15 protein-coding genes and 2 pseudogenes are annotated in these 24,454 nt (G+C 44.4%); 7 read left to right on the top strand and 10 right to left on the bottom strand.

The window, feature by feature from the left end; all coding sequences use genetic code 11:
* Positions 1-29: 29 nt before the first annotated feature.
* Positions 30-920: a LysR family transcriptional regulator gene (locus AB4167_RS01585; RefSeq protein WP_102428994.1), complete on the bottom strand. Its 891-nt coding sequence runs from the start codon at positions 918-920 to the stop codon at positions 30-32.
* Positions 921-1,163: 243 nt separating this feature from the next.
* On the opposite strand from AB4167_RS01585, the gene AB4167_RS01580 reads away from it, so the two are divergent.
* Positions 1,164-2,339, top strand: coding sequence for an MFS transporter (locus AB4167_RS01580; protein ID WP_017064421.1), 1,176 nt, complete (start codon positions 1,164-1,166; stop codon positions 2,337-2,339).
* Between the two features lie 213 nt (positions 2,340-2,552).
* Here AB4167_RS01580 and AB4167_RS01575 read toward each other — a convergent pair whose 3' ends face one another.
* Both AB4167_RS01575 and AB4167_RS01570 read right to left on the bottom strand, forming a co-directional pair.
* The gene (locus AB4167_RS01575) at positions 2,553-5,309 is read right to left on the bottom strand and encodes an immune inhibitor A domain-containing protein (protein WP_372136023.1); all 2,757 of its coding nucleotides are present in this window, start codon (positions 5,307-5,309) and stop codon (positions 2,553-2,555) included.
* Between the two features lie 47 nt (positions 5,310-5,356).
* Entirely contained in the window at positions 5,357-5,683 is a 327-nt protein-coding gene (locus AB4167_RS01570; RefSeq protein ID WP_017061888.1) for a hypothetical protein, read from the bottom strand.
* Positions 5,684-6,281: 598 nt separating this feature from the next.
* On the opposite strand from AB4167_RS01570, the pseudogene AB4167_RS01565 reads away from it, so the two are divergent.
* A pseudogene (locus AB4167_RS01565) lies at positions 6,282-7,730 on the top strand (methyl-accepting chemotaxis protein); the annotation flags it as partial.
* Between the two features lie 108 nt (positions 7,731-7,838).
* Here the strand turns inward: AB4167_RS01565 and tkt are convergent.
* Both tkt and tal read right to left on the bottom strand, forming a co-directional pair.
* Positions 7,839-9,845 carry a transketolase gene (gene tkt / locus AB4167_RS01560; protein WP_372136022.1) on the bottom strand — a complete coding sequence of 669 codons (2,007 nt, stop codon included), beginning with the start codon at positions 9,843-9,845 and terminating at the stop codon, positions 7,839-7,841.
* A gap of 87 nt (positions 9,846-9,932) precedes the next feature.
* A complete protein-coding gene (tal, locus tag AB4167_RS01555; protein ID WP_009845571.1) occupies positions 9,933-10,883 on the bottom strand; it encodes a transaldolase in 951 nt (316 codons plus the stop codon).
* Positions 10,884-11,342: 459 nt separating this feature from the next.
* On the opposite strand from tal, the gene AB4167_RS01550 reads away from it, so the two are divergent.
* Complete coding sequence (locus tag AB4167_RS01550) at positions 11,343-12,350, top strand: sugar-binding transcriptional regulator (protein ID WP_017061711.1); 1,008 nt, start codon at positions 11,343-11,345, stop codon at positions 12,348-12,350.
* Between the two features lie 168 nt (positions 12,351-12,518).
* Positions 12,519-13,889 carry a glycoside hydrolase family 18 protein gene (locus tag AB4167_RS01545; protein WP_372136021.1) on the top strand — a complete coding sequence of 457 codons (1,371 nt, stop codon included), beginning with the start codon at positions 12,519-12,521 and terminating at the stop codon, positions 13,887-13,889.
* 91 nt (positions 13,890-13,980) lie between these two features.
* Here AB4167_RS01545 and AB4167_RS01540 read toward each other — a convergent pair whose 3' ends face one another.
* From AB4167_RS01540 to AB4167_RS01520, 5 genes are all read right to left on the bottom strand, one after another.
* A complete protein-coding gene (locus tag AB4167_RS01540; RefSeq protein ID WP_372136020.1) occupies positions 13,981-16,275 on the bottom strand; it encodes a putative bifunctional diguanylate cyclase/phosphodiesterase in 2,295 nt (764 codons plus the stop codon).
* A 385-nt stretch (positions 16,276-16,660) separates the two neighbouring features.
* Positions 16,661-17,509 carry a sulfurtransferase gene (locus AB4167_RS01535; RefSeq protein ID WP_017065718.1) on the bottom strand — a complete coding sequence of 283 codons (849 nt, stop codon included), beginning with the start codon at positions 17,507-17,509 and terminating at the stop codon, positions 16,661-16,663.
* Positions 17,510-17,632: 123 nt separating this feature from the next.
* A complete protein-coding gene (locus AB4167_RS01530) occupies positions 17,633-17,947 on the bottom strand; it encodes a hypothetical protein (protein WP_017061706.1) in 315 nt (104 codons plus the stop codon).
* 206 nt (positions 17,948-18,153) lie between these two features.
* A complete protein-coding gene (locus AB4167_RS01525; protein WP_372136019.1) occupies positions 18,154-18,762 on the bottom strand; it encodes a hypothetical protein in 609 nt (202 codons plus the stop codon).
* An 11-nt stretch (positions 18,763-18,773) separates the two neighbouring features.
* Complete coding sequence (locus AB4167_RS01520) at positions 18,774-20,909, bottom strand: LruC domain-containing protein (protein ID WP_372136018.1); 2,136 nt, start codon at positions 20,907-20,909, stop codon at positions 18,774-18,776.
* A 578-nt stretch (positions 20,910-21,487) separates the two neighbouring features.
* On the opposite strand from AB4167_RS01520, the pseudogene AB4167_RS01515 reads away from it, so the two are divergent.
* From AB4167_RS01515 to ltrA, 3 genes and pseudogenes are all read left to right on the top strand, one after another.
* Positions 21,488-22,399 (top strand): annotated as a pseudogene (locus AB4167_RS01515) (ISAs1 family transposase); the annotation flags it as partial.
* A gap of 291 nt (positions 22,400-22,690) precedes the next feature.
* Positions 22,691-22,891 carry a hypothetical protein gene (locus tag AB4167_RS01510; RefSeq protein WP_241815097.1) on the top strand — a complete coding sequence of 67 codons (201 nt, stop codon included), beginning with the start codon at positions 22,691-22,693 and terminating at the stop codon, positions 22,889-22,891.
* Positions 22,891-24,216, top strand: coding sequence for a group II intron reverse transcriptase/maturase (ltrA, locus tag AB4167_RS01505; protein WP_136983002.1), 1,326 nt, complete (start codon positions 22,891-22,893; stop codon positions 24,214-24,216). Before AB4167_RS01510 ends, ltrA begins: the two co-directional genes overlap by 1 nt.
* The last annotated feature ends 238 nt before the right edge of the window (positions 24,217-24,454 follow it).

The following is a 24,454-nucleotide window of genomic DNA, read 5'->3' as shown; positions in this document are numbered from 1 at the left end:
TGTTCATGACACGCTTACTCTATACCGAACTAACCACTCACATTCTGTTTGATCAATTCAACAACCGTATCGTATCGGTGCGGCAGTTTTCGGTTTCGTTTTTGAACCAGATACAACGTTTCCTCAACTTCTACCTTTGGCGGCACAACGTGTAGCTTGTCTCTATCTGGGAAGTGTTCAACCGCGCCAGCCGGTAACACGGTAAAACCTAATCCTTTTGATACGGGTAGCAAGATCTGGTGAAGCTGATTGATGTAGCCAGATCTTGGTATCTCATTAACGTTGATGTTCGCTAAGTCTTTATCTCCGCAAAGGTCGAAATACAAAGACAGATAGTGTGCAGAATCTGGGTGGGCAATCAGGCCAATGTCATTCAATACTTGCGGCGTTATCTCTAAATCAGCAAGGCTGTGGTGAACAATAAGACACAGTGCTTCTTTGCCGATGACTTGGCTTTGGTAGTAGCTGTCGTTCGGGGAATGCCTAACAATGCCGATATCGGTAGTGCCTTCGCTTAGGTCATTCAATATCTTTTTGTTTGGAGCGGCTTCTAAGTTAATGCTGAGCTCTTGGTGTTGCTGTTGAAGTTCAAGAAGCTTGGGATACAGACGCAAAGAGAGTGAGCCAGAGCAAGACAAGTGACATTGCCCAGCATAAGGGTTATCAAAACTCAGAGACTCAAAAAGATCTTCTTGGTCTTTCTCTAGTTTGATCGCATAGCGATACATAATCCGACCCTGTTCGGTCAGTTCGAAGCTCTTGTTTTCTCGAGATAGCAGGTCACAATTACAAGCTTGTTCAAGCTTCTTGATGTGTTGGCTGACTCCAGGTTGTGTCATATACAACTTTTCTGCCGTTTGGGTGAAATGGCCAACTTCAACCAGAGTCTTAAACGTATTGAGCCAAAGTGGATTAATCATACTCACCTTCAAATACTAAAGCCTATAAATAACAAAGCCAATAAATAACAGAAAATTATTATTATCTTAAGTAATGATAATTTCAACTCTAGCGTCTTAAGTAACGCTAATCAAAGTCATGTGGTGGTAGCACTTTATATTGGTCTATTGGTCGCTTTGTAGAGTTGCTATGAGTAACAAAGTGTTGCGACTTTGTTGAATTTTTGGTCTATTGACCAACTGTGCTCATATTTAGGAACGAAGATGAATAGAAATGTTTGGCTGCTTTCACTGTGTCAGGCCTTGTTGATGACGGGTAACATATTACTGATCTCTGTGATTGGTTTGATCGGTAAGCAGATTGCACCCAGTGTCAGCATGATCACCTTGCCGGTTGCACTGCAGTTTTTGGGTCTAATGGCAGCCACTATTCCAGCATCTTTAATTTCAGGCAAGTTAGGGAGAAAGAGAGGATTTAGCATTGGTAATGTGGTTGGCATTACAGGAGCTAGTCTTGCCACCTACGCACTGTCTCAGCAAAATTTCTATCTGTTTTGTTTCGCTACGTTCTTACTTGGGATAGGCATAGGTTTTGGCACGCTTTATCGTTTTGCTGCAATCGAGGTGTGTGATGAAAATGCCCGTCACCGAGCGATCTCTATCTCGATGGCTGGTGGCGTTTTAGCCGCGGTATTAGGACCAAATTTGGCGATTATGTCGCAACAGTGGTCGCAAGATGGCTTGTACATTGGTGCTTTTGCTTCTTTGATTGGATTGAACATTCTTGCGTTACTCATCTTACAAACAATTCAGTTTCCAAAAGTCTCTTTTAATAGTCAGGCACCTAAATCCGATCCTCTCAGTGTGATAGTAAAAGCGCCTAACTTTATTGGCGCAGTGTTTGCTGCCATGGTCGCTTATGCGGTGATGAATATCCTGATGACAGCAACGCCATTGGCAATGATTGGTTGTGGCTTTGACTTTACCAAAGCAGCGGGCGTCATTGAGTGGCACGTATTGGGGATGTTTGTTCCTGCATTCTTTACTGGTTCACTTATCGAGAAGTTTGGCTCAAGAATGATGATCTTGGCAGGCGGGGTTCTGTTCGTCGTCTGTATCGCGATTAACATTCATGGCGAATCTATCTGGCACTTCAGAGCGGCTCTAGTTGTGCTTGGTGTCGGTTGGAACTTTATGTTTATCGCGGCAACAGGTTTGTTTAGTCAGTCCTACCAATCGCAGAATAAAGCTAAGGCACAAGCGTTTAATGAATTTATTGTCTTTGGCTGTGTGACGATTACAGCGATGCTCTCTGGCTGGCTAGAATCGACAGCAGGGTGGCAGAACCTCAATATCTACGTATTACCATTCGTGTTAGCTGTTATCTTGCTGTTCGCATTCAGTGCTCGTAAATCGCGTATTCAAAAGCAGCCTGTGTAATGGCTCATCGAATGGTGGTTCAGTAAATTTGTTACTGTGATTAAAACCCTAGTATCTCGAACTGCGACCAATAAAAAGCCCTACCAAATCGGTAGGGCCTTTGCTTACGGCTTAAATAATAACGTTTTCTTAAAACTGCTGTCGTGGCTTATATCCTGTGACAACAGTACTTAAGCTTGTGTTGTAAATACGCATGACAGAGCCAGCGATGATTTACAGGTCGACCAAAATTGTCTTAGTGGTAATCCCACCTTGGTCATCGATTATCTTCAGTGTCACCTCGTGCTTTCCGTATGAAGGGAAGATTGACGTGAATGTGCGACCTCGTTTCACCTTTCCGTTTGGAAGTGTCCACTCGGTATCAACAATACGACCATCGCTGTCTGAACTTGTAGACCACATGGTTACCCAGCGGCCCAAGTGAATGTACTTCGCGCTCGCTTCTGGAAGTGCGTTTGGAGATTCAACACTCACTACGGAGCTAAATGAAGCGGTAGCGCCTTTGTCGTCGACAACAGTCAAGTTCACCGTGTATTCGCCCGCTTGCTCGTAAGACCAAGTTGGTGCCACTTCGTTACTTGTTGTGCCGTTCCCAAAGTCCCATAGGTAACGGGCGATCTCACCGTCTTGGTCTGAGCTGAAGTTGTTTGCAGAAACAGTCAGACCAGTCACATTAAGCTCGAAGTTCGCAGTAGGAACGATGTTGTGTTGGCTTACTTTAGATAAGCGAACCACACCGTATTCGTTGTTATCACTCTGATTCACAATATCGACCGCTAAACCAAACTCCGTCAGGATGCGTCCTGAATCTGGTGCTTGAGGCGATGTGTAATCTTGGTCATCCGAGAAGCTAGCATTGCCAACCAAACTGGTATCTTCGAGTACATCGTTGTCGCTGTTTACAAGACGCATTGGAGTATGATCTTTGAGTGAAAACGCTGCGTCTCGAACTTGGTAGCGTGTTTGAGCCGCTTCACCAGAGTTTGCCCACACCATGGCATTTTGGTCTGCATCGACCACGCCTAACCAACCTTCACCAGGGTGTTTACCTACCCAGTTGTCGGTTAGTGATTCGTCGACGTACCAAATGATCAAGCCAGGGTCGAATGACATCAGTTGTCCCATGCGTTTGATGTTCGCTAGGCCTTCATCAACATCCATGTGGCTGCGCCATTGCAATAGATAGTAGTGCTGCGCTTGATGGAATCCATTACTCAGCTTGTAACCATTAAGGGCGAAGGTGGAGTTGCTTTCACCATCGTCTATTGAGGTCACTTCACCATCGACAACAACAGCAAGGTTATCTAAATAGAAGCCTTCCATTGCTAAGCCGCCATCGGTGATGTATTCAAAAGACAGTTCCACTTCTTGGCCTGCCCATTGTGAAACGTCGAACTCAGCGTCGACCCATCCGCCAGATTCGCCGCCAATAGCAGGAACGAGGTCCGTGTTGTATGGATCGTCCATTGAGGTAATGTTTCCTGCAATGGCTTGTCCGTTGATTAGCACGCGCGCAAAGTCGTAGTCTTTTTCAATCTCATACCAAGTTTTGAAAGACAGCAGTGCAGAATCACCCGCTGGGATCATCAACTTGCGAGTCATACTGTTTTTCAGATCATCGCCTTTTTGAGAGTGGAATGAATACTCGCCCTCAAAGGGTTTCAGACTTTCAATCTGCTTTTCAGGAAGATCCACTTTGATCATGTTAGGACGACTGTTATCCGTTGTTTGGAACAGCGTATACACTTGTGGATTGTCTTCTAGGTCATCAATCGAGAGCTGATCATCGTTAACCCAACGTCCGCCAATCGATTTCTGTAGGAAGTGTTTTGCCCAAGAGCTGAATGCCGTTGGTTGTGTACCACCAATTTGACCAGCCCAACTGCCCGAAGACATGATTGACCAGTAAGAAACCGGTTCGCCTCTGCCTGTGTATTGCGTGTCATACTCGTCTGGCAAGCCTAAATCATGGCCATATTCGTGGGCACAAACACCTGCAGCCGCATCAATCGGTTGAATGGTGTAATCGAACGCCGCGTATTGGCCACCAAATCGATCTGGAAGCGAGCTAGAAGTACCTTCCAGTACATGAGTGCGACCAAGGTTGAATCGGTGAGACCAAATCGCATCAGGGCCTAACACGCCACCACCGGCTTCTTCGCCTACCGATGCATGAAACACCATCAGGTGGTCAATCACACCATCGGGTTCGCGGAAATTTCCGTCACCGTCGTAATCGTAACGATCTTCGATGTCGTAATCGGCAAGGTTGATACTCGGATCTTGAGCCAGTTGATTCAGCGCTTCACGAACCAGTTCTTGGGCGTTTAGGTCGTTGTCGGTGGTAGGGGAGTTGCCACCATAGAATGACGCAGGCTTAGAGGCGCGATACCAACCTGCCGCTTGACCTGAAACGCTGTAACTGTCGCCTGATTCGCTTTGGTAATATTGGCGCATCGAGATTAGGTTTTCGCCATTTGGCCCTGTGTAGCCAGAATTTGAAAACAACAACTCTTGATAATGTTCAGGGTTGTAGCTCTCGTAGAGCATCTGCGTGTGCTCTTCGGTCAACTTGTTGTCATCCCAGTTCAAATCAGGGAAATCGACCAATAGAGCGAGTACTTTATCGGTGCGCTTGGTGCCGACTTCTAAAGCAAAGACACTCGCTTTTTTAACGCCAGACCCTTTTTCTATGGCTTTGAGTATTTTTGCGCGTTGCTCAAGTGCTTTTTTTCCGAATTGAGCATCGCCTTTGAAACCGGAATTGATTTTATTTTTCAAGTAACGGTCAAGCGCATCGCGCTTTGCCGCATCGGTTGCATCTTGGTCGACTAAGCCTTGTCTAACTAGCATATCAATGAGTTTGTCTTCATTAACTACGCCTAAATCAATAGGTGTTTTTGCATAACCACTGACGCTAAATAGAGTAAGCATTGCTGAAGCCAACAATGTTTTTCTCATCATTTTCATTATATTTCCTTTTTATATTTCCATGTCGATATCAGTATCAACTTGCCTTATTCGGATCTGTTGTCCGAGTTTGGCCTAATACACTCTTGTGGTGTCTTATTTAACTGACGTGTGTTTGTTGTATGTTTTTTACCTTCTATCTCTTTTGTATTGGTTGTCTCTTTTCTATTTTTTGAATCAAACGGAGTGCTCTTCACTTTTTTAGCGTTGAGATAGATACGCAAAGCTTCTTGATTTTCCTCATAGGTTAAGCCTGAACAGATAACACCTTTTTTAATCAATGACTTCAGCAATAGTTCGTCGTTCTCAATAGTGGAAGCCTGTGACAGTGAGGAAAAAATTAGAACCATTAAAGCCATTGTTTTGTGTGACATTATTATATCAAGCCATCAGTTTTGATTATGTAACAAAATATATTTATAAGATTTACCAATCAAATGGATAATTATTACAATTAATTATTCGTTCCGGTTTCAACATTTAGAGTTAATATAAAATAAGGAGTGTTATTTATTCTATTGTCAGTTATTTAATGGGTTTTGTTGAATGAATAGTTGATAGTTTGGATGTTTAATAACATTGATTAGGTCGTGGTTATTATTCTGGAGGGCGCTTTATACAAGGCGTTGGGTTCTAACTAATAAGATGATTTTTTATTATCGGTGTTTTAAAATACGCATGTAATAACTGAGTCATTAGTAAATACCCATGCTCAAATTATTTTTACTCAAAATATCAATAATTAGGGTATTGAGAGTAACTTTCAGTGTTTAAATGACGTGAAATTTAACAATAGCAGAGCTGGTCGGGTTGTCACCGCCTGCTTGCTTAAAGCGAGTGAAACGGTTGAGAGAAGAGGGCGTGATTGTCGGTGGTGTGTCCATCATTAATCCAGAACTGACCGGCAGTAAGATGACTTTGGTTGTGTTCGTGGAAATGGAGCGTGATCGAGGGGATATTTACCAAATCTTTCGCATAGCGGAATACAGCCAACAAGAATTGCTAGGGCAACACCACAATATCGTAAGGCATAACGATATGCCGAAAGCCGCTTTTGCTGATATGTGGGTTAACCTAAAGCAAGGTAAAGCTTGGCGTGGCATCGTAAAAAACAAAACCAAATCTGGTCGGTTTTACTGGGTCGATGCTTATGTAACTCCAATTTACGACAATGGTAAGGTGAGTGGCTACCAATCTGTTCGTGTTAAGCCAAAGAATGAATGGATACAAGTTGCAGATAAGGCTTACCAAGGCCTCATGAAGGCTGAAAAGTCGGGTCGCCAATGGTCATTAAAGATCAGTGACAGTGTTCGTTACGCCGTGTTGCTAGGCTCTTTGGCTGCGCCGTTAATTTCAAATCTCATTGAAGTAGGGCAAGTATCACAATGGTTGTTGAGCCTACTTCCTGTTTCGGTATTAGCACTGCTTTTCCGACAAGAGCTGATTGATACTCCACTGCAGTTGAAAAAGCTGCAATCTAAATTCGATAGTGTTAGTCGTCTTGTTTATTCAGGTAATAGTCAGTTCTCTATTGCCGATTTTCACTTAAAACTATTGTCTGCAAGAATCCACACCGTATTAGGTCGCATGACAGACTCAGCCAAGCCGTTACAAGATTTGGCTGACAACCTAAATGCGACGTCATTTGAAGTATCAGAAGCCTTAGATCAACAAACAAAAGACATTCTTCAAGTACGAGAGGCGACTGAAGAGGTTGAAGTCACCGCCAATGAGGTCTCTTCTCGCACAGAAGAAGCGCACCAGATTGTTGATGTGACTTTGCAAACCTGTGCTGGCGCTAAAGAAAGCATTAATCAAACTCATCAAAACTTAGAGAGCCTAGCTTCTCAGGCTGAAAAGGCGACTCAAACGACTTACCAACTGAGCGATCAAGCGCAGAGCGTAAGCAAGATAATGGAAGAGATTGGTGGAATCGCCGAACAAACCAACTTGTTGGCCCTGAACGCTGCGATTGAAGCGGCGAGAGCGGGCGAGCAAGGACGAGGCTTTGCCGTTGTTGCCGACGAAGTCCGTGCATTGTCGGGTCGAACCTCAAAGGCTACGGTTCAGATCAAAGAGAGCATCGATACCATGCTAACGACGATTGAAGGGTGGCAAAAAGATATTCTGGCGAACCGTAAGCAAACGGACGCATGTGGTGATGTTGCGAAGGTGAGTGCAGAGCGCTTGTCGGAAGTCGAAAACCTAATGCAATCCATGAATGAACTCATGCAGTCTGTTGAAAGTTCTGCTCATAAGCAAAGTGAGCTGTCGAGTGAAGTCAATCTGCATATGCAGTCTATCGCCTCGACCGCAGAACAAAACTTAGTGGCAACGCATTCTGTGAAAGACCACTCCACAGAGCTAAAAGAACGAGTCAATGAGTTCTACCAACTGGCAAAGCGTTTCGAAGAAAAATAGCCGTTAGATTTAATCCGAATGAGAGAAAAGACAAAAAAAGCCCCGCATTTTCATGCGGGGCTTTCTGTATGCATCAACCCATTGAAGGGCGAGACAATGTATTCAAGATTAAGCTAGAAGCTCTTTCGCTGTGTTTACTACGTTTTCAGTAGTGAAACCGAACATCTTGAATAGCTCACCTGCAGGTGCAGATTCGCCAAACGTTGTCATACCGATGATCTTGCCACCGAAACCAACGTACTTGTACCAGAAGTCAGCGATGCCAGCTTCTACAGCGATACGTGCCGTTACGTCAGATGGAAGTACAGACTCACGGTACTGCGCGTCTTGTTTGTCGAACGCATCAGTAGCAGGCATAGAAACTACGCGTACTTTCTTACCTTCAGCCGTTAGCTCAGCAGCAGCGTTAACCGCTAGCTCAACTTCAGAACCCGTTGCGATAAGGATAAGCTCTGGCTTGCCTTCACAATCTTTCAGGATGTAACCACCCTTAGCGATGTTTGCTACTTGCTCAGCGTCACGATCTTGTTGTGCAAGGTTTTGACGAGAGAAGATAAGTGCAGAAGGACCATCTTTACGCTCGATTGCTAGTTTCCAAGCAACAGCAGACTCAACTTGGTCACATGGGCGCCATGTGCTCATGTTTGGAGTTAGACGTAGAGAAGCGATTTGCTCAACTGGTTGGTGAGTTGGACCATCTTCGCCAAGACCGATAGAGTCATGCGTGTAAACTTGGATGTTCTGAGTTTTCATCAGAGCAGCCATACGCATAGCGTTACGCGCGTATTCCATGAACATTAGGAACGTTGCGCCGTATGGTACGAAACCACCGTGTAGAGCGATACCGTTCATGATAGCCGTCATACCGAATTCACGTACACCGTAATGGATGTAGTTACCAGAGAAGTCGTTCGCTTCAAGAGACTTAGAACCAGACCACATAGTTAGGTTAGAAGGCGCAAGGTCAGCAGAGCCGCCCATGAATTCTGGTAGCATAGCACCGAACGCTTCTAGAGCATTTTGAGATGCTTTACGTGATGCGATGTTTGCTGGGTTAGCTTGAAGATCAGCGATGATTGCCGATGCTTTCTCTTCCCACTCAGCTGGTAGGTCACCGTTTACGCGGCGTTTGAATTCAGCTGCCAGCTCAGGGTATGCTGCTTCATAAGCTGCAAGTTTCTCGTTCCACGCTGCTTCCTTAGCTGCGCCTGCTTCTTTCGCATCCCACTCTGAGTAAACTCCCGACGGAATTTCAAAAGGACCGTGCTCCCAACCTAATTCTTTACGTGTTGCTGCAATTTCTTCAGCGCCTAGTGGAGCACCGTGACAGTCGTGCGTACCTGCTTTGTTTGGAGAACCAAAGCCAATCACTGTTTTAGTGCAGATTAGAGTAGGGCGAGGGTCTGCTTTAGCCGCTTCAATCGCTGCGTTGATAGCGTCAGAATCGTGACCATCTACCGCTGGGATTACGTGCCAGCCGTAAGCTTCGAAACGCTTAGGTGTATCGTCAGAGAACCAACCTTCAACTTCGCCATCGATAGAGATACCGTTGTCATCCCAGAAAGCAACCAGCTTACCAAGACCAAGCGTACCTGCTAGAGAACATGCTTCGTGAGAAATACCTTCCATCAGACAGCCATCACCCATGAATGCATAAGTGTAGTGGTCTACGATGTCGTGGCCTTCTTTGTTGAACTGTGCTGCTAGCGCTTTCTCTGCCATTGCCATACCAACAGCGTTAGTGATGCCTTGACCTAGAGGACCAGTCGTTGTTTCGATGCCTGGTGCGTAGCCGTACTCTGGGTGACCTGGAGTCTTAGAATGCAGTTGACGGAAGTTTTTAAGATCTTCAATTGAAAGCTCGTAACCTGCTAGGTGAAGCAGAGAGTAAATCAGCATTGAGCCGTGGCCGTTAGACAGGATAAAACGGTCGCGGTCAGCCCACTCTGGGTTTGCTGGGTTATGGTTTAGGTGAGAGCGCCAAAGTACTTCAGCGATGTCTGCCATACCCATAGGCGCGCCTGGGTGACCAGAGTTTGCTTGTTGTACGCCGTCCATGCTTAGAGCACGAATAGCGTTAGCTAGATGCTTTCTGTTTTGAGGAGATTGATTCATAAGAACTTCCGAATAAAAATTAAGAAAAACAAAATTGATAAAAGTAGGGGAACTGAACGTTCCCCTATTTGAATTTGGTAAGAGTGATTACAGCTTAGCTGCGATCATGTCTTCTAGTTTGCCTTGGTCAACGGCGAAGTTGCGGATGCCTTCAGCCAGTTTCTCAACAGCCATTGCATCTTGGTTGTGGTCCCATAGGAACTCAGCGTGAGTCATCGCTGCTGGACGCTCTTTAGTACCGTTAGAGTCGATAAGCTTCTCTACTACTTCGCCTTCTGCTGCTTCTAGGTCTGCTAGAAGTTGCGGAGCGATAGTTAGACGGTCACAACCAGCAAGTTCAAGGATCTCGCCGATGTTACGGAAGCTTGCGCCCATAACAACAGTTTTGTAGCCGTGGTCTTTGTAATAGTTGTAGATATCAGAAACAGAGATTACACCTGGATCTTCTGAAGCTTCGAAATCACGACCTTCTTTCGCTTTGTACCAGTCCATGATGCGACCTACGAAAGGAGAGATTAGGAATACGCCAGCTTCAGCACAAGCACGAGCTTGAGCGAAAGAGAATAGAAGCGTTAGGTTACAGTTGATGCCTTCTTTCTCTAGGATTTCAGCAGCACGGATGCCCTCCCAAGTAGAAGCCAGTTTGATAAGGATGCGGTCGTTAGTGATACCAGCGTCGTTGTACATTTTGATAAGTTGACGAGCTTTAGCAACGCTGCCTTCCATGTCGTAAGAAAGACGAGCATCTACTTCAGTAGAGATACGGCCAGGTACAACTTTTAGGATTTCTTTACCGATGTTCACGTTAAGCATGTCGCAAGTATCTTGAACTTGCTGTGCTTTATCACCGCTTTGCGCTTTTGCGTATTCGATAGAAGCATCGATTAGAGGAGCGTACTCAGCAATTTGAGCAGCTTTAAGAATTAGAGATGGGTTAGTTGTTGCATCTTCAGGAGTGTACTTGCTGATAGCTTCGATATCGCCAGTGTCAGCTACAACAGTTGTTAGTTTACGAAGTTGCTCTAATTTATTGCTCATTTTGATCATCCTATGTATCGCATAACACCTCATTAATGGGAGAGGTGTGGGCATTTGCAAGCTAACTAATGAAGTTCTCAATGGTTGTACCAGTGAGCCAAACTTACATTAATTTAAATTTTTCTCCGAACGAACATTCGCACAGAACATTTGATCGCTCGATGAGTAAATGATGTAGCCATATTTATCCGATCTAGCCCCAAAGTCAACGGTAAATAGTGCTGTATGGTGACTTCAGTCAAATATATTTCACTCTAGTAATCATGGGGTATGCAAGCAAACGTTTAACGAGCAAAGTGAGGTGAATTAATCAACAACAAAACCATGGTTATGACAATGAGCAAATGTACCTTGCTGTTACATATGTTCGGGGTGTAAACTTGTGTATCACTTGCTTAAGCATCGAACATTTGTTCTTCAAGCAGGTAAAATAATTGTTAAATATTGGTTGAGTGGTATATGAGTAAGAATATCCAAGATGTTTCCGAAGAAAACACTGATCTCCTCACTGAAGTCGCGGTTGCTTATTATCAAGATGGTGCCACGCAAGAAGAGATATCTAAAAAGTACTCTATCTCCCGTGCAAAGGTTGGTCGAATGCTCAAGCAAGCCCGAGATGAGGGCATTGTTGAGATCACCGTGAAATACCACCCTGTCTTTAGTGCGAAGATCGAGCAACGTTTGATCGAACGATTTGGTGTAAAGCGTGCGCTTGTGGCACTAGACCAACCGAATGAAGAGAAGCAACGACTCCAAGTAGCCGGTTTAGTGTCTAACTATCTTACCAGTACACTGAAAAACGGTATGGTGGTGACAGTAGGGCAAGGGCGAAACGTATCGTCTGTTGCTCACCACACTGGCGTAATTACGCCACGAGACTGCAAATTCGTGTGTGGTATCGGCGGTATTCACCCAAGAGGCGGTATGTTTAATGCCGACCATATATGCAGGCAGCTAGCCAAAAAGTACGGTGGATCTTCTGAAACCTTATACGCGCCGGCTTATGCCGAGAATAAAGCGCAAAAAACCGCATTTATGGAAAACAGCACCGTTAAGCAGACACTCGATCTCGCTCGAAAAGCCGATGTCGCTTTAGTCGGTATCGGTGATATGAGTGAAAACAGCTATATGGTCGATTTAGGCTGGTTTACGGCGGGTGAGGTCGTTCAATCTCGTTTATTACAAGGTGTCGTCGGTGACTTTGCGGGTTATGACTTTTTCGATGTTCACGGTAAAACAGCAAACACAGTAATGAGTGACCGTGTGATTGGTTTGGCCTTGGAAGAATTTCGCCCAATAGCGGAAGTCATTGCCATTGCAGCGGAGAACAGTAAGCCATTAGCTCTATTAGGCGCACTAAGAACCGGTGTGGTCGATGTGATAGCGACCAGCGTAAGTAATGCTTTGACGGTACTTAACTTGGACGAACAACTTAGCGTGAATAAACCAAACAGCAGTGAATCGTAAGATACTTAAGCTTCGTTGAATTCACTATTTGAGTAATCATGGAAATTCCCCTGATGAAACCAGTGCAATAAGGGGGATAACTATTAGACATGACTCGAATAGTGAATTTGTTCAGCGGTTGAAAGAATTATCACTCTTTAATGTTAAGCCACACTAAAGGAGATAATTATGAAACTGTCATTTATCACACACGCTATTTCTAGCAACAGTGACCAATCAAGTTCTATCTTTAAATCTATTTCTATCTTTGGGCTTAGCTCAATAGCCACGGTTTGTATGCTCACACCTACAGTACATGCCGATGATAAAGTCGTCGCAGGGTATTTTGCGGATTGGCAATATCTGAATAAAGACAACCCTTATACCGTTGACGACATACCTGCAGACAAGCTCTCACATATTATTTACGCCTTCTTGAGCATGTGTGGTCCTCATAGCGGTGCTGGTGAGCCCGTCCAAAAACAAATTCAGCAGCAATGTGCAGACAAACAACCATATACCGCGATTATTGTGGATAAAGAAGCTGCGTTAGAAGTCGATTTCGGAGACGTGGGTGTTGATGTCGCCTATAAAGGTCACTTTGCCCAGTTAGCTCAACTGAAGGCCGACAATCAAAATATCAAAATTTTGCCCTCATTTGGAGGGTGGACAATGTCTGAACCTTTCCATGCGATGGCGAAAGATCCTCAAGCCATTGCGCACTTTTCAAAAACTGCTGTTGAATTGATCCAAAAATACGACTTCTTTGATGGTATTGATCTTGATTGGGAATACCCAGGAGGCGGCGGCTTAACCACTTCGCCTTGGAACCCAGAGACGAAACTAACGGATGAGCAAAAAGCGCTAGAGCGTGAAGCTTTTACTCTTTTAGTAAAAACAATCAGAAGTGATTTGGACGCTCTATCAAAGACGACTCAAAGAGATTACGAGCTTTCAACGGCTGTCGGTGTTGGTGCTAAGGCAGCTCAAATTGACTGGAACGCAGCTAGCCCATATCTGACGAACATGTTTGCGATGACGTATGACTTCCTCGGAGGCTGGGGAACTCAAACAGGTCACACAACAAACTTACATGCCACCGAGCGTAGTTGGTGGGGAATGGGAGCTGATGTCTTCATTAATCAGATGATAGAGCAAGGTATTCCTAGCGAGAAGCTCGTGATCGGGGCGGCTTTTTATGGTCGAGGTTGGCAAGGGACAAAAGACTTTACTGGAGAGCTGCCTAAAGGTGACCTAGTTTCTGAACAAGGGGCGCAGTTTGGTACCGGTGAAAACGGTTACTTCATGTTTTGGGATCTTATGAATAACTACAGCAACAAACAAGGTTATGAGTATAAGTATGATGAGCAAGCTCAAGCACCTTATTTGTGGAACCCAGATAAAAAAGTATTCATATCTTTTGAAGATCAGCGTTCTATTAAAGCAAAGGCAGAATGGGCGAAGAAATCAGACCTAGGCGGCATTTTTACTTGGGAATTATCAGGAGATCCTTCCGGGCAGTTGATCGATGTTATGCATAGTGAAATGAATAAAAAGTGAAATGAATAAATAACTGAACAGAAAATACCTAGAAAATAAGGTAGGTGTTTATCTGCCTACCTTATTTAGCTCGTCTATTTAACTCGCGTTCTTAAACAGAACATTCCGCGTGCTCGGTCACTTTCTTGTTTAGGTGAGTAGCCAGCTCATAATAAGGAATAGGGCGAGAGAAGTAATAGCCTTGCATTAAGTCACATCCACATGCCTTTAGAATTGCGAAGTGTTCGTTTGATTTTACGCCTTCTGCTAATACCACCATGCCGAAGTTCTTACCGATTGCGATGATGTTTTGCACCATGGTGAGTGACTGCTGATCGACAGCAATGTTCTCAATAAAGCTCTTATCGATTTTAAGTTCATCGATAGGCAGTGCTTTCAACATACTTAGTGATGAATAACCTGTCCCGAAATCATCTAAAGAGATCTTTATATTCTTCTCTTTGAGGGCTTCAAAAGTCGGTTTCACCAAAGTCACATCTTCAATGAACAAGCTCTCGGTAATTTCTAGCGTTAAACAGCTAGGAGAGAGTTGATACTTTTCTAGTGTCGCGAACAAGTGCTCAGAGAAGGATTGATGAGAAAACTGACGCACTGATATGTTGATCGACAGCCCGATCTTTTGTTCTGTTGTTCGGTGCAAGTGGGCGATCTGCATAATGCTGGACTCAATAATAAAAGTCCCCAGTTTTTGCATTAAACCCGTGTTCTCTGCTATCGGTATAAAGACATCTGGCGGAACAAAACCCAATTCCTCATCAATCCAGCGCACGAGTGCTTCTACACCATGAATACTTTCATTTGCACGAACCAGCGGTTGGAAAACCATGAACAGCGTTTGTTTCTCGATAGCGATGCGTAGCCTTTGTTCTACTTTCATTTTGTAGAGATGAGCATCTTGCATTTCCGTTGTGAAAATACTGTACGAGTTTTGCTGCTGTTTCGCTTTGTACATTGAAATATCGGCAGAACGTAACAGGCTATCCAGATCTTTTCCGTGTTCTGGGAAACGCGCTACGCCGATGCTGCAACCTAACAAAAACTGAGCGCTTTCAACTTCATAAGGTTGAGAAAGCACTTCAATAATGCGCTTGGCGAGTCGTTTAATTTCAGCTTCATTCGACAAGGGCGTCAAGAACAAAAACTCATCACTGGATTCACGTACCAATAGGCTGAGGCGAGATCGGAACCTCATCAAACGCAAAGCGATCTGTTTGAGAACCTTATCTCCAAAGTCATGCCCGTGGGTGTCATTGACGCATTTAAAGTTATCGATATCGATAAACAACAGCGAAAACGGCTCTGACTCATCGTCAATCCATTTACCAATGTTTCTACGCATGTACAAACGGTTTGGCAGAGAGGTTAAAGGGTCATGGTTCGCCTGATAAATGAGTTGGCTACGAGTCCGTTGTTCATTCTTGGCAATCGACTTAACCAAAAAGTAGAAACCAAACTGAAGAAAAATAAAGGCAACGAAAAGAATGCTGAACTCTTGTATGAATATACTATCGACGTGAGTTAGATCCGTACGTCCTACCACCCATAATTTGTAGTTTGGGATGTATTTCGCGCTCATCAAAGAGTGGTACTCTTCATCGTCGACGACAAAAGAATAGGTTTCTTGCCCATTCATCGCTTCTTGTACGCTAATTCCGAAGTGGTCGGTAAAGATACTTGCAATACGCTGTATGACATCTTTGCCGACTGGAGAGGAATAGGCACTCTCAGATTCAATATCACTTGAATAAAACTGGCGATAGCTGTCTTTTCTGATCAGGCTTAGTGTATTGAAACTTCCGGCGTGAGCATTATTTTCAAATACGATCGTTGCGTCTAATCGTAGCCCTGCGGTCATTACTGCATCGGTTTTCTTGCCATCGATTGAAATGGATTTTCTCAGCGGGATGACTAAGCTATTCAACGAATCTTGAAAATAGGTACGGCCAAGCACCATGCTACTGCTTGATAGGGCGTCTAGGAAGGAGCCTCTGGTTGGCGCGTATTGCAGCAAGTTCCTTTGATTCGCAAGTTCGAGATTTGAGCTAATCGAGAGGTAATCACCGTCGGTGTTCAACAAGCCAAACGCTGCTATCGCAGGGTGGGTCTCAAGTAGCTTGTCTAATATTGGCCTAATCTGGATAGATGCAGTACGTGTGAAATCAGACTGTTGAGCCAGTTGATGGCCAACCACTTCTAACAAGGCTTCTTGACTGGTCAGCAGCGAGTTGACGGAGCTAGAAAAAAGCTCAACCTGAATGTGTTGCTGCTCTATGAAGTCGTCTCTGTTTGCTTTCCAGTTTGTTATTCCCAACGCGGCGAAAAGTATCAGGGTCAGTAGTACGACAAACGCGTACAGCGACCAGATATTTTGCTTAAATAGAGCCATGAGGTGCCTTTGTTGGTTACTACTTTTAACAGACTGCAAGTGACAAACTATTGGGTTGTCAGCGCGATTCATGCAACGAAAAATACAAACATCAATGATGAAAGTATTAATGATTAAATAGTGTAACGACTACGAGCAGAGATTCTTGAGTGAAAAATTAGTATTCATAACGTCGATAACGATTAGTTTATGATTAATCACGAATTATGGTTAGCAAGTTGATGTGGGTTACAAATCAAACGGCGTGAATCGAGTCTTGGTCTCAAATGAACATAGCGTTAACTGCGACATAGAGGCTTACTTCATGAGACGTGGAGCCATCATTATCAGTAAGCTCTTTATGCATGCGCAGTATATTCTAATAGTTGCATTAAGCGAAGTTGAATTACTTTTTAGTCACGGCGATAGGGAGTTTGTCGTTAGCACCCCATTCCGTCCATGAACCATCGTAAACACCCATTTCACCGTTATAGCCAGCGAGTTTAGCGGCTAATAATATGATGCAAGCTGTTACGCCAGAGCCACAGCTAAAGAACATAGGTTGAGAAGGCGTTAATTCTAGCGTTGAAAAGATATCAATAAGCTCTTCTTGGGACTTTAACTTGCCGTTTTTGAGTACTTGGGCAAATGGTAGGCAAATAGAATTCGGTATATGGCCACTACGCAAGCCTTCACGTGGTTCAGGAACTTCTGAATCGAAACGAGCTTGAGAACGAGCATCTACAATGTTTGCACTCTTGTCAGTTGAGTAACCTTCAATCTGCTGAGCACTGACAAAGTAGTTGTCTTGAATATGGCCTTCAAAATTGCCCGCTTTTACTTCGGTGCGATAGTCAGTCTCGGTCGCGTAACCGGCTTCGATCCAAGCTGGCAAACCGCCATCTAAGATGAATACGTCGTTGTGTCCCATTGCCATAAACATCCACCACGCACGAGGAGAAGCGAAGGTTCCGGAGTTATCGTAAACCACAATCGTACTGTCTTGATTGATGCCAATTTCTTTTGCGCGAGTGTTGAAGTGTTTTTCGCTCGGAAACATGTGAGGAAGCAGAGTGTGCTTGTTACAAAAGTCTTTGTCGTAGTCAAAACGAATAGCACCAGGAATCATTTGTCCTTTGATCTTTTCTGACTCGCTTGGAATTTGAAACTCGATGCTGGCGTCGAGGATGATGATATTGTCTTCTGCTAGCAAACGTTGTTGAAGTTGTTGTGGTGAGATGAGTGGCTGATTCATTATTGTTATATCCATTCTTGTTGTTTTAGCGATTCTTACTGTTTTAGCGAATACAGTGGTAGAGCGATTACTGTTGCTTTTGCGAATACAGTTGCTTTACGAATACCGTTGTTGCATCGATGGCTACTGTGCAGCTCGACAGTGGATGAACTGATAACTGCTTTGTCCGGTTATTTGATTGTTTAATGTATCAAGCGCGACCACAGAATCAATAGGGCAGTCTGTGGTAGGAGCAATAGAGAGCCGAAATACGTCATTATCTTTTGTCTGAACCGTCAGATAACGCCTGTGCCCATCTAAGGATTGAGTAAGCGTGTTCGAAATTACTTTGGCTTGAATACGTTGCCCCGTCTCTGATGTTAGCGGGAAATAGGCAAGGGCAACTAACACGCCTACGCCACACATTAAGATAAATAGACCTATTTTTAACTGTTTCATGAGAGTAAGTCTTTGAAGGTTATGTTGAAAATATAAGTGAGGTTGGTGGTAAAGTGAATGCTACTCGCTAAGAAAGCTGAATTAACTGCTCTTCGACGAAAATAAAAAAGTGAGCATTTCTGCTCACTTCCTACTTACAAACAATCCATTTTGACTCTGTTTCGTCAGAGATCTCGCTAACGACAAGTTACCTGCTGTTAAACAATTTACTGCCAGACAATCTGAGAGTCGCCGCTAGAAACCACTTGTTGTAATGGAGGTTGACCATCGTAAAACCAAATCTCTATCAAGAGTGCGTCATGGTTTACTGGTGCTGCAAAGTTGGAGGCGAACACACCGTTATCTAGTGGGCCCGCAATGACCTTGCTGGAGTAATCCGGCTTCAAGGTTGAGTCATCTCTTGTACTAAAGCGGCTATAAACGGTCACAAAAGAACGGTCTGTCGAAATGCTGCTGATGTCAATGTTGAGATCAAACTGTTCAACAGAGTTGTAGTCAAATCCATCAGGTACCACCAAATCACTCATCGTATAGCTCTGCGCTGCTACCGCACTTGTCGCGGGAGACGGCGAAGGCGTTGCTGTTACCGGATTCGACGGAGTTGCAGGTGTCGAGGGTGATGCCGTAGATGTACTTCCGCCCCCACCGCCGCCGCCTCCACAGCCGGCTAATACTAATGGCGCTGCAGCTAAAATAACGGCTAGTGACTTCTTGATGTTCCAAGTGCTTTGTACAGACATACGTTTTTCCTCAAAGAGATTGCGACTTGAATCAACGCAATGATTGTCTCGATATTGTTTAGTGTGAATAGTCATAACGTCTCTCCTTATGGTTCGTAACGTTGGTTGTCTGCAGGTGATTGGTACCATGTTTGGTTCGTTTCACCGCCGGATTCTGCGTATTCTTTAAACCCTGGGTAAGCGGTAACAATATCGACGTACTCTAAAGGCCACTCCCATTCGTCATCCGAAGTCACTATTAGTGCCCAAGGGTGGTTTTCTACTGTTTTGAAGTATTTACCTGTTGATGGATTACTGTCATCGACGCCTAAACCAGCTTCAAAGAGGTTAGTGGTATCAAATGCTTCGGTTGGAGCTTGGTCTGGCAAGTGAACCTCCCAGCTGCGTCCTGGATGTAGAGGTAGGTTTTCACCATGATAATACCCAGGCGTTGCGAAGATGAACGGGTCGTAAGGCATATCGGTCCAGCTGCCAGTACTCACACCGTCACCGGCTAAAGTAATACCAATTTGGAACGAGAACTGCTCATCTTCTTTACATCCATTACTGGTGCGGTAGAAGGTACAGCCAGTGCTGATTTTTTCTGTCAGGTCATTGGCGATAACAAAGATTGCTTCGCTACGTCCATCTTCTAGGTCAAGGTCAGTGAATACGCCGTTGTGTTTCATGTAAGAGCTACCACTACTCACCAAGCTCGGGTCTAGGTTAGGAAGTCGAACAGCAAAACCATTTCTGTACGATGCCCCGACAGCAGCTAAGCGTCCGTCGATGGTGGATTTAACGACCTTTCCATCTTTAAGGATCTCGGTAATGCGATACATAAGAACAGCATCGTTCATGTCGTAGTCGGCTTTATATGGCCAGTTATCTTCGTACGCGAGCGTTGCGTAACCAGAAGCACTTGGGAAGTAACGAGCGGTGGCACCATCGTTAAGGACATCGACTTGAATATCGACCACCTCACCAGAGGTTGAACCGCCAAAATAACTTAGGTTGGTTTGTTGGCTGAATCTAAATCTAGCCCACGTAGTACCGGTTAGTGCGTTGATATCAACATTAAGGAACAGATCGTTTTCACCAGCATCGAGCGCGTAATCTGTAAACACTTGCTCGTTGGCGCCATCGAAGCTGCCATCTTGGTTCCAGTCTATCCAAGCTGAAAGGTAACCGGTTGTTGAAGCTTCAATCACCACTTTTGAATCAAGACCAGCTTCAAGTGCGGTTACAAAACCGATACCACCGTTCGCCCACTCATCATCAATACCCACGCTTTCATCCGATTGCGGTGTTACGTAGCCGTCAAGATCGGCGTCGGGCGCGTCTGTACCTAACCAAGTCACGCCATCTAGTTCATGTCGAGGACCGTTACTTGCTAATAACGTTAGATAGGTATCTGGAGCATCACCGAAGTCGATGTTTGAGTCTTCATCAACAACAGGTGCATTAGCACAACGAGCACCATCGTTTTGACCAGAAGCTGGGCCATTCGAAACAAATTCAACGGCTGGAACAATACCTGCCGCGATATTGGCAGCGTTGTCTGGAGACAGATTGATACGGTAAATTTTACCGTCTTGGTTTCGAGATACGTAGTAGTAGCCGTTGACATCAAAATAGCCAGCACCGAACGTACCTAACTCGCCGGTGTCTCCGATGTAGGTTTCGGCACCAGTTGTAGGGTTGAAGCTGTACAAGCCACCCGAGTTATTGTCGATACCATATAAAGAGCCATCACTTGGATGGAAAGCAAAATCAGTCAGTTTTACAGTTGCAGGGCTGCCTGCGATTTTGTTGACCGTGACGGTCGCATTCGGATCAGAGTCTAAAGGAGAGAGGTCAACAGTAAATAGTCCCTTACCTGTACGATACAAGTAGTAAACATGGTCATAGACGTCGCCGACATAGAAAGTGTGATCGGTTGGTAAGCCACTGGTATTGATAACTTCTGCTTGGAAGTCTTGACCAAGACGCACTAAACGTTTGTTGGTGGTGTCATAGCCATAAATATATCTGTCTTGAAAGTCGAAACCGACACCATTGATATTGGCATTCATACCCGTATCGTCTTCTAACAGTGTGGTTGAACCTGTTACTAGGTTTACACCCCAAACTTCAACGGGTTTCGACTGAAAGAGGTATGCTTGACTAGGGCAGGTATCGAATGGCGCTGCGTTGGCGACTAGAGGGGCACTTAATAGCAAACTTAACGTTGTAATTCTCATATCTACATCCTTGTGATGGAAGGTCTAGATATTCAATCAAGTTACGTGCCAGTTTTAAGTGTTTGATTTAATGGGTTTTTATTATTTATCGAGTTCAGTTTCCAATTTGAGTGTCAATATGAAAGTGTGCCATCCAAATAGCCAAAGGCCTTTATATTTCTATTTGATTAGAGCTAAGGATACAAGAGCTTAGGCGGTAATTACGAGTGATTGTCTAATAGGCTCTGTATGTATTCACTCGTGAATGGAACAATATCTGAGACCACTTTGGATGCTAAAATGCTTTCAGCGTTAGCTTTTATTCTGACATATCGAAAATGCTTGCCATAAACCTTTACTCCTCCAAACGGTAAACTCTTTCCTTTGTTAATCAATTCACAATCTGAGTTTGATTCATAAAGGGAATACCCCAGGGCAAGATCATGAAAAACCCATATGGAATAAGGGGTAGCGTGAAGTGATGTTTCCACTAATTTGTACACTGAAGTCACAACAAATTCAATACATTCAAGATCGATTTGATGATCAGATTTAGGTGTGATCATATACTGTTTTTTAACAGCAGATATTTAGCCATAATGAATGGATTAAGCCTTTTGGACCATATTTCAGTTATTCGAGACCCTCGCCAAGCTTGGAAAATAGAGCACACGCTAACCGACATTATCTTCTTAACAATTGCAGCAGTGATTGCTGGTGCTGAAGGTTGGGAGGATATTGAAGATTTTGGTGAAGATAACTTGGAATGGCTTAGGCAGTATGGTGATTTCAAACAAGGCATACCAGTACACGATACCATTGCCCGAGTTATCAATCTTATTTCCGCCAAGCAACTGCAACGATGCTTTACTGCGTGGATGAAAGACTGTCATGAGACGACAGAGGGTGAAGTGATTGCTATCGACGGCAAAACTCTCAGAGGCACATACAACAAAGACAAGCGTTGTGGTGCAATCCATATGGTTAGTGCCTTTAGTGCAGCAAACCAAGTTGTACTAGGACAAGTGAAGACTGCGGATAAAAGCAATGAAATAAAAGCGATCCCTGAACTGCTTGAAATGCTTTCCTTGCGAGGTTGTTTAGTGACTATTGATGCTATGGGATGCCAGAAGGATATAGCTGAAAAGATAGTCGCTCAAGATGCAGATTATCTCTTAGCGGTAAAAGGTAATCAAAAACGATTGGAGCAAGCGATTAGCCAAGTGTTTAATTCTAGTATGGTTAATAGTTTTGAAGGTGATAAATACGTCACTCAAGAGAAAGGGCATGGTCGTACAGAAACGCGTTTGAGTATGGTTGTTCACAATACAGATTTCTTAGGCTATATAGCGTTTGATTGGGCTGAACTCTCCACAATTGGTATGGTCGTTTCAATTCGTCAAGAAGGTGATAAGCCAGCAGAAACAATGCAAATCAAGCACTACATAAGCTCAGCAAAACTAACGGCTAAAGCTTTACTAGAGAGCACGCGAGCACATTGGAGCATTGAAAGTGTGCCGCAGGCACTGAAGTTAGCAGCATAAGGAGATGCTATGACTTAAGGCATAAGCTCAGGAAGAGATGGTGGTAGGCCCACCGAAGTCTGCTGTCGGAAGCTGGCTTCAAACCACTCCAAGTGGCTGTAGTTAAGAGCTATGGTCATGAGCGTTGGAGTCAAAGTGCGAACGAAAGTTCGGCAGGTACGATATAGAGAGACGAGTTAACCCGAACCCATGTGGACGCGTCGTAATCCAGAGATTGACATCAAAACCAAGGGCGTTTCTATCTCTTGGGATAAGTCTATGAGTAAACTCCGAATGCTGCATAGACGGTGTCCGGCGTATAGTGGGCGTGAATCTATATCAGGCTCTTTTTGGGAACTGCGGGAACCAGTCGTTGTGATGCCTAAGGAAGACATACAAGCCACTGAATTGGCGAGTATTAGAGTACCGATGCACAGCACTGGGACGGAGCTATCTGTAGTAGTGAGGAAACAGCTGTAATGGTTGTGGAGCGAAGGGGTAGCGTTAGGCCGTCGTTAAGTTCTGCCCAACTGACAATAAGTCAGGAGGAGGCAGAGGTTAAGACAAAACAATTCAACATTTCAAAATGGCAAGTAGTCAACGCATACAAGTTGGTGAAAGCAAATGCAGGCGCGGCAGGGGTTGATAATGAAACACTGGCCGAATTTGACAGGAACTTAAAAGGAAATCTCTATAAAATTTGGAACCGATTGGCATCGGGAACCTACTTCCCTCCGCCAGTACTGGCTGTAGCCATTCCAAAGAAAGCCGGAGGCGAGAGGATACTTGGTATACCAACCGTCAGTGACCGCATCGCACAGATGGTGGTCAAACTGACATTTGAACCCCAAGTAGAACCGCACTTCTTGCCAGATTCGTATGGATACAGACCAAAGAAATCGGCTCTAGATGCTATAGGTGTAACTCGAAGACGGTGTTGGGACTATGACTGGTGCCTTGAGTTCGATATTAGGGCATTGTTTGATAAAATACCGCACGACCTACTGATGAAAGCAGTCGATAAACACTGCACAGAAAAGTGGGTAAGGTTATATATCAAACGTTGGTTAACAGCACCGATGAAAATGCCAGATGGAGAGTTGAAAGCAAGGGATATGGGAACACCTCAAGGAGGGGTAATCAGTCCTGTTCTCGCCAATCTCTTTTTACATTATGTCTTCGATAAATGGTTACACAAGCATTACCGCGGTATACCTTGGTGTCGATATGCGGATGATGGGCTGGTTCATTGCAAAAGCAAAGAAGAAGCCGAACACATGCTAGAGGTACTGAGAGAGCGCTTTGCTGAGTGTGGTCTAGAGTTGCATCCAGAAAAGACCAAAATAGTTTACTGCAAAGACGGAAGCCGAAAAGGCAACCATGAACACACAAGCTTCGACTTTCTTGGATATACATTCAGGCGTCGATTAGTGAAGAATACCAAGCGAAACAGTATGTTTGTAAGCTTCACGCCAGCGGTGAGTAAGGTTGCTTTGAAAGCGATGAGGCGGAGAATTAAAACGCTGAAGGTACGAAGCCGAACAGATCTCAACATCGCACAGATATCAGGTTGGTTAAATCCAATGATAAATGGCTGGATTGGGTACTATGGTAAGTACTATCGGTCGTCGCTATACCCAGTGTTTAGACACATCAACAAAGCTCTGATTAGGTGGGCGAGACGCAAATACAAAAAACTTCGTCGCCATAAGACTCGAGCAACGCTGTTCTTGGAAAGGATAGCTAAGCAGAATCCGTGGTTGTTTGCCCATTGGAGGCATGGAATGAGAGGATCGTTTGCCTAATGGAAGCGGTATGAACTGAGAGGTTCACGTACCGTTTTGCGAGAGGCAGCAGGGGGAGTTCCTGCGGTCTACTCACCATCAGATGCACTGGCGATTAGACGTTGGTTTTAAAGAAGATGAATGTCGGATACGTCGAGAGCAAGCCGGTGAGAATTTAGCAGTTATAAGACATATAGCTTTAAATCTGCTGACGGAAGAAATCAGCTTCAAAGCAGGGAGGCTTTGTTTCCTAATTGGA

Source organism: Vibrio sp. 10N.286.49.E11 (assembly GCF_041469505.1).
In the GTDB taxonomy this organism is placed as follows: domain Bacteria; phylum Pseudomonadota; class Gammaproteobacteria; order Enterobacterales; family Vibrionaceae; genus Vibrio; species Vibrio crassostreae_C.
The sequence above is the reverse complement of the archived record's forward strand: the minus strand, read 5'-3'. Positions and strand labels throughout refer to the sequence as shown.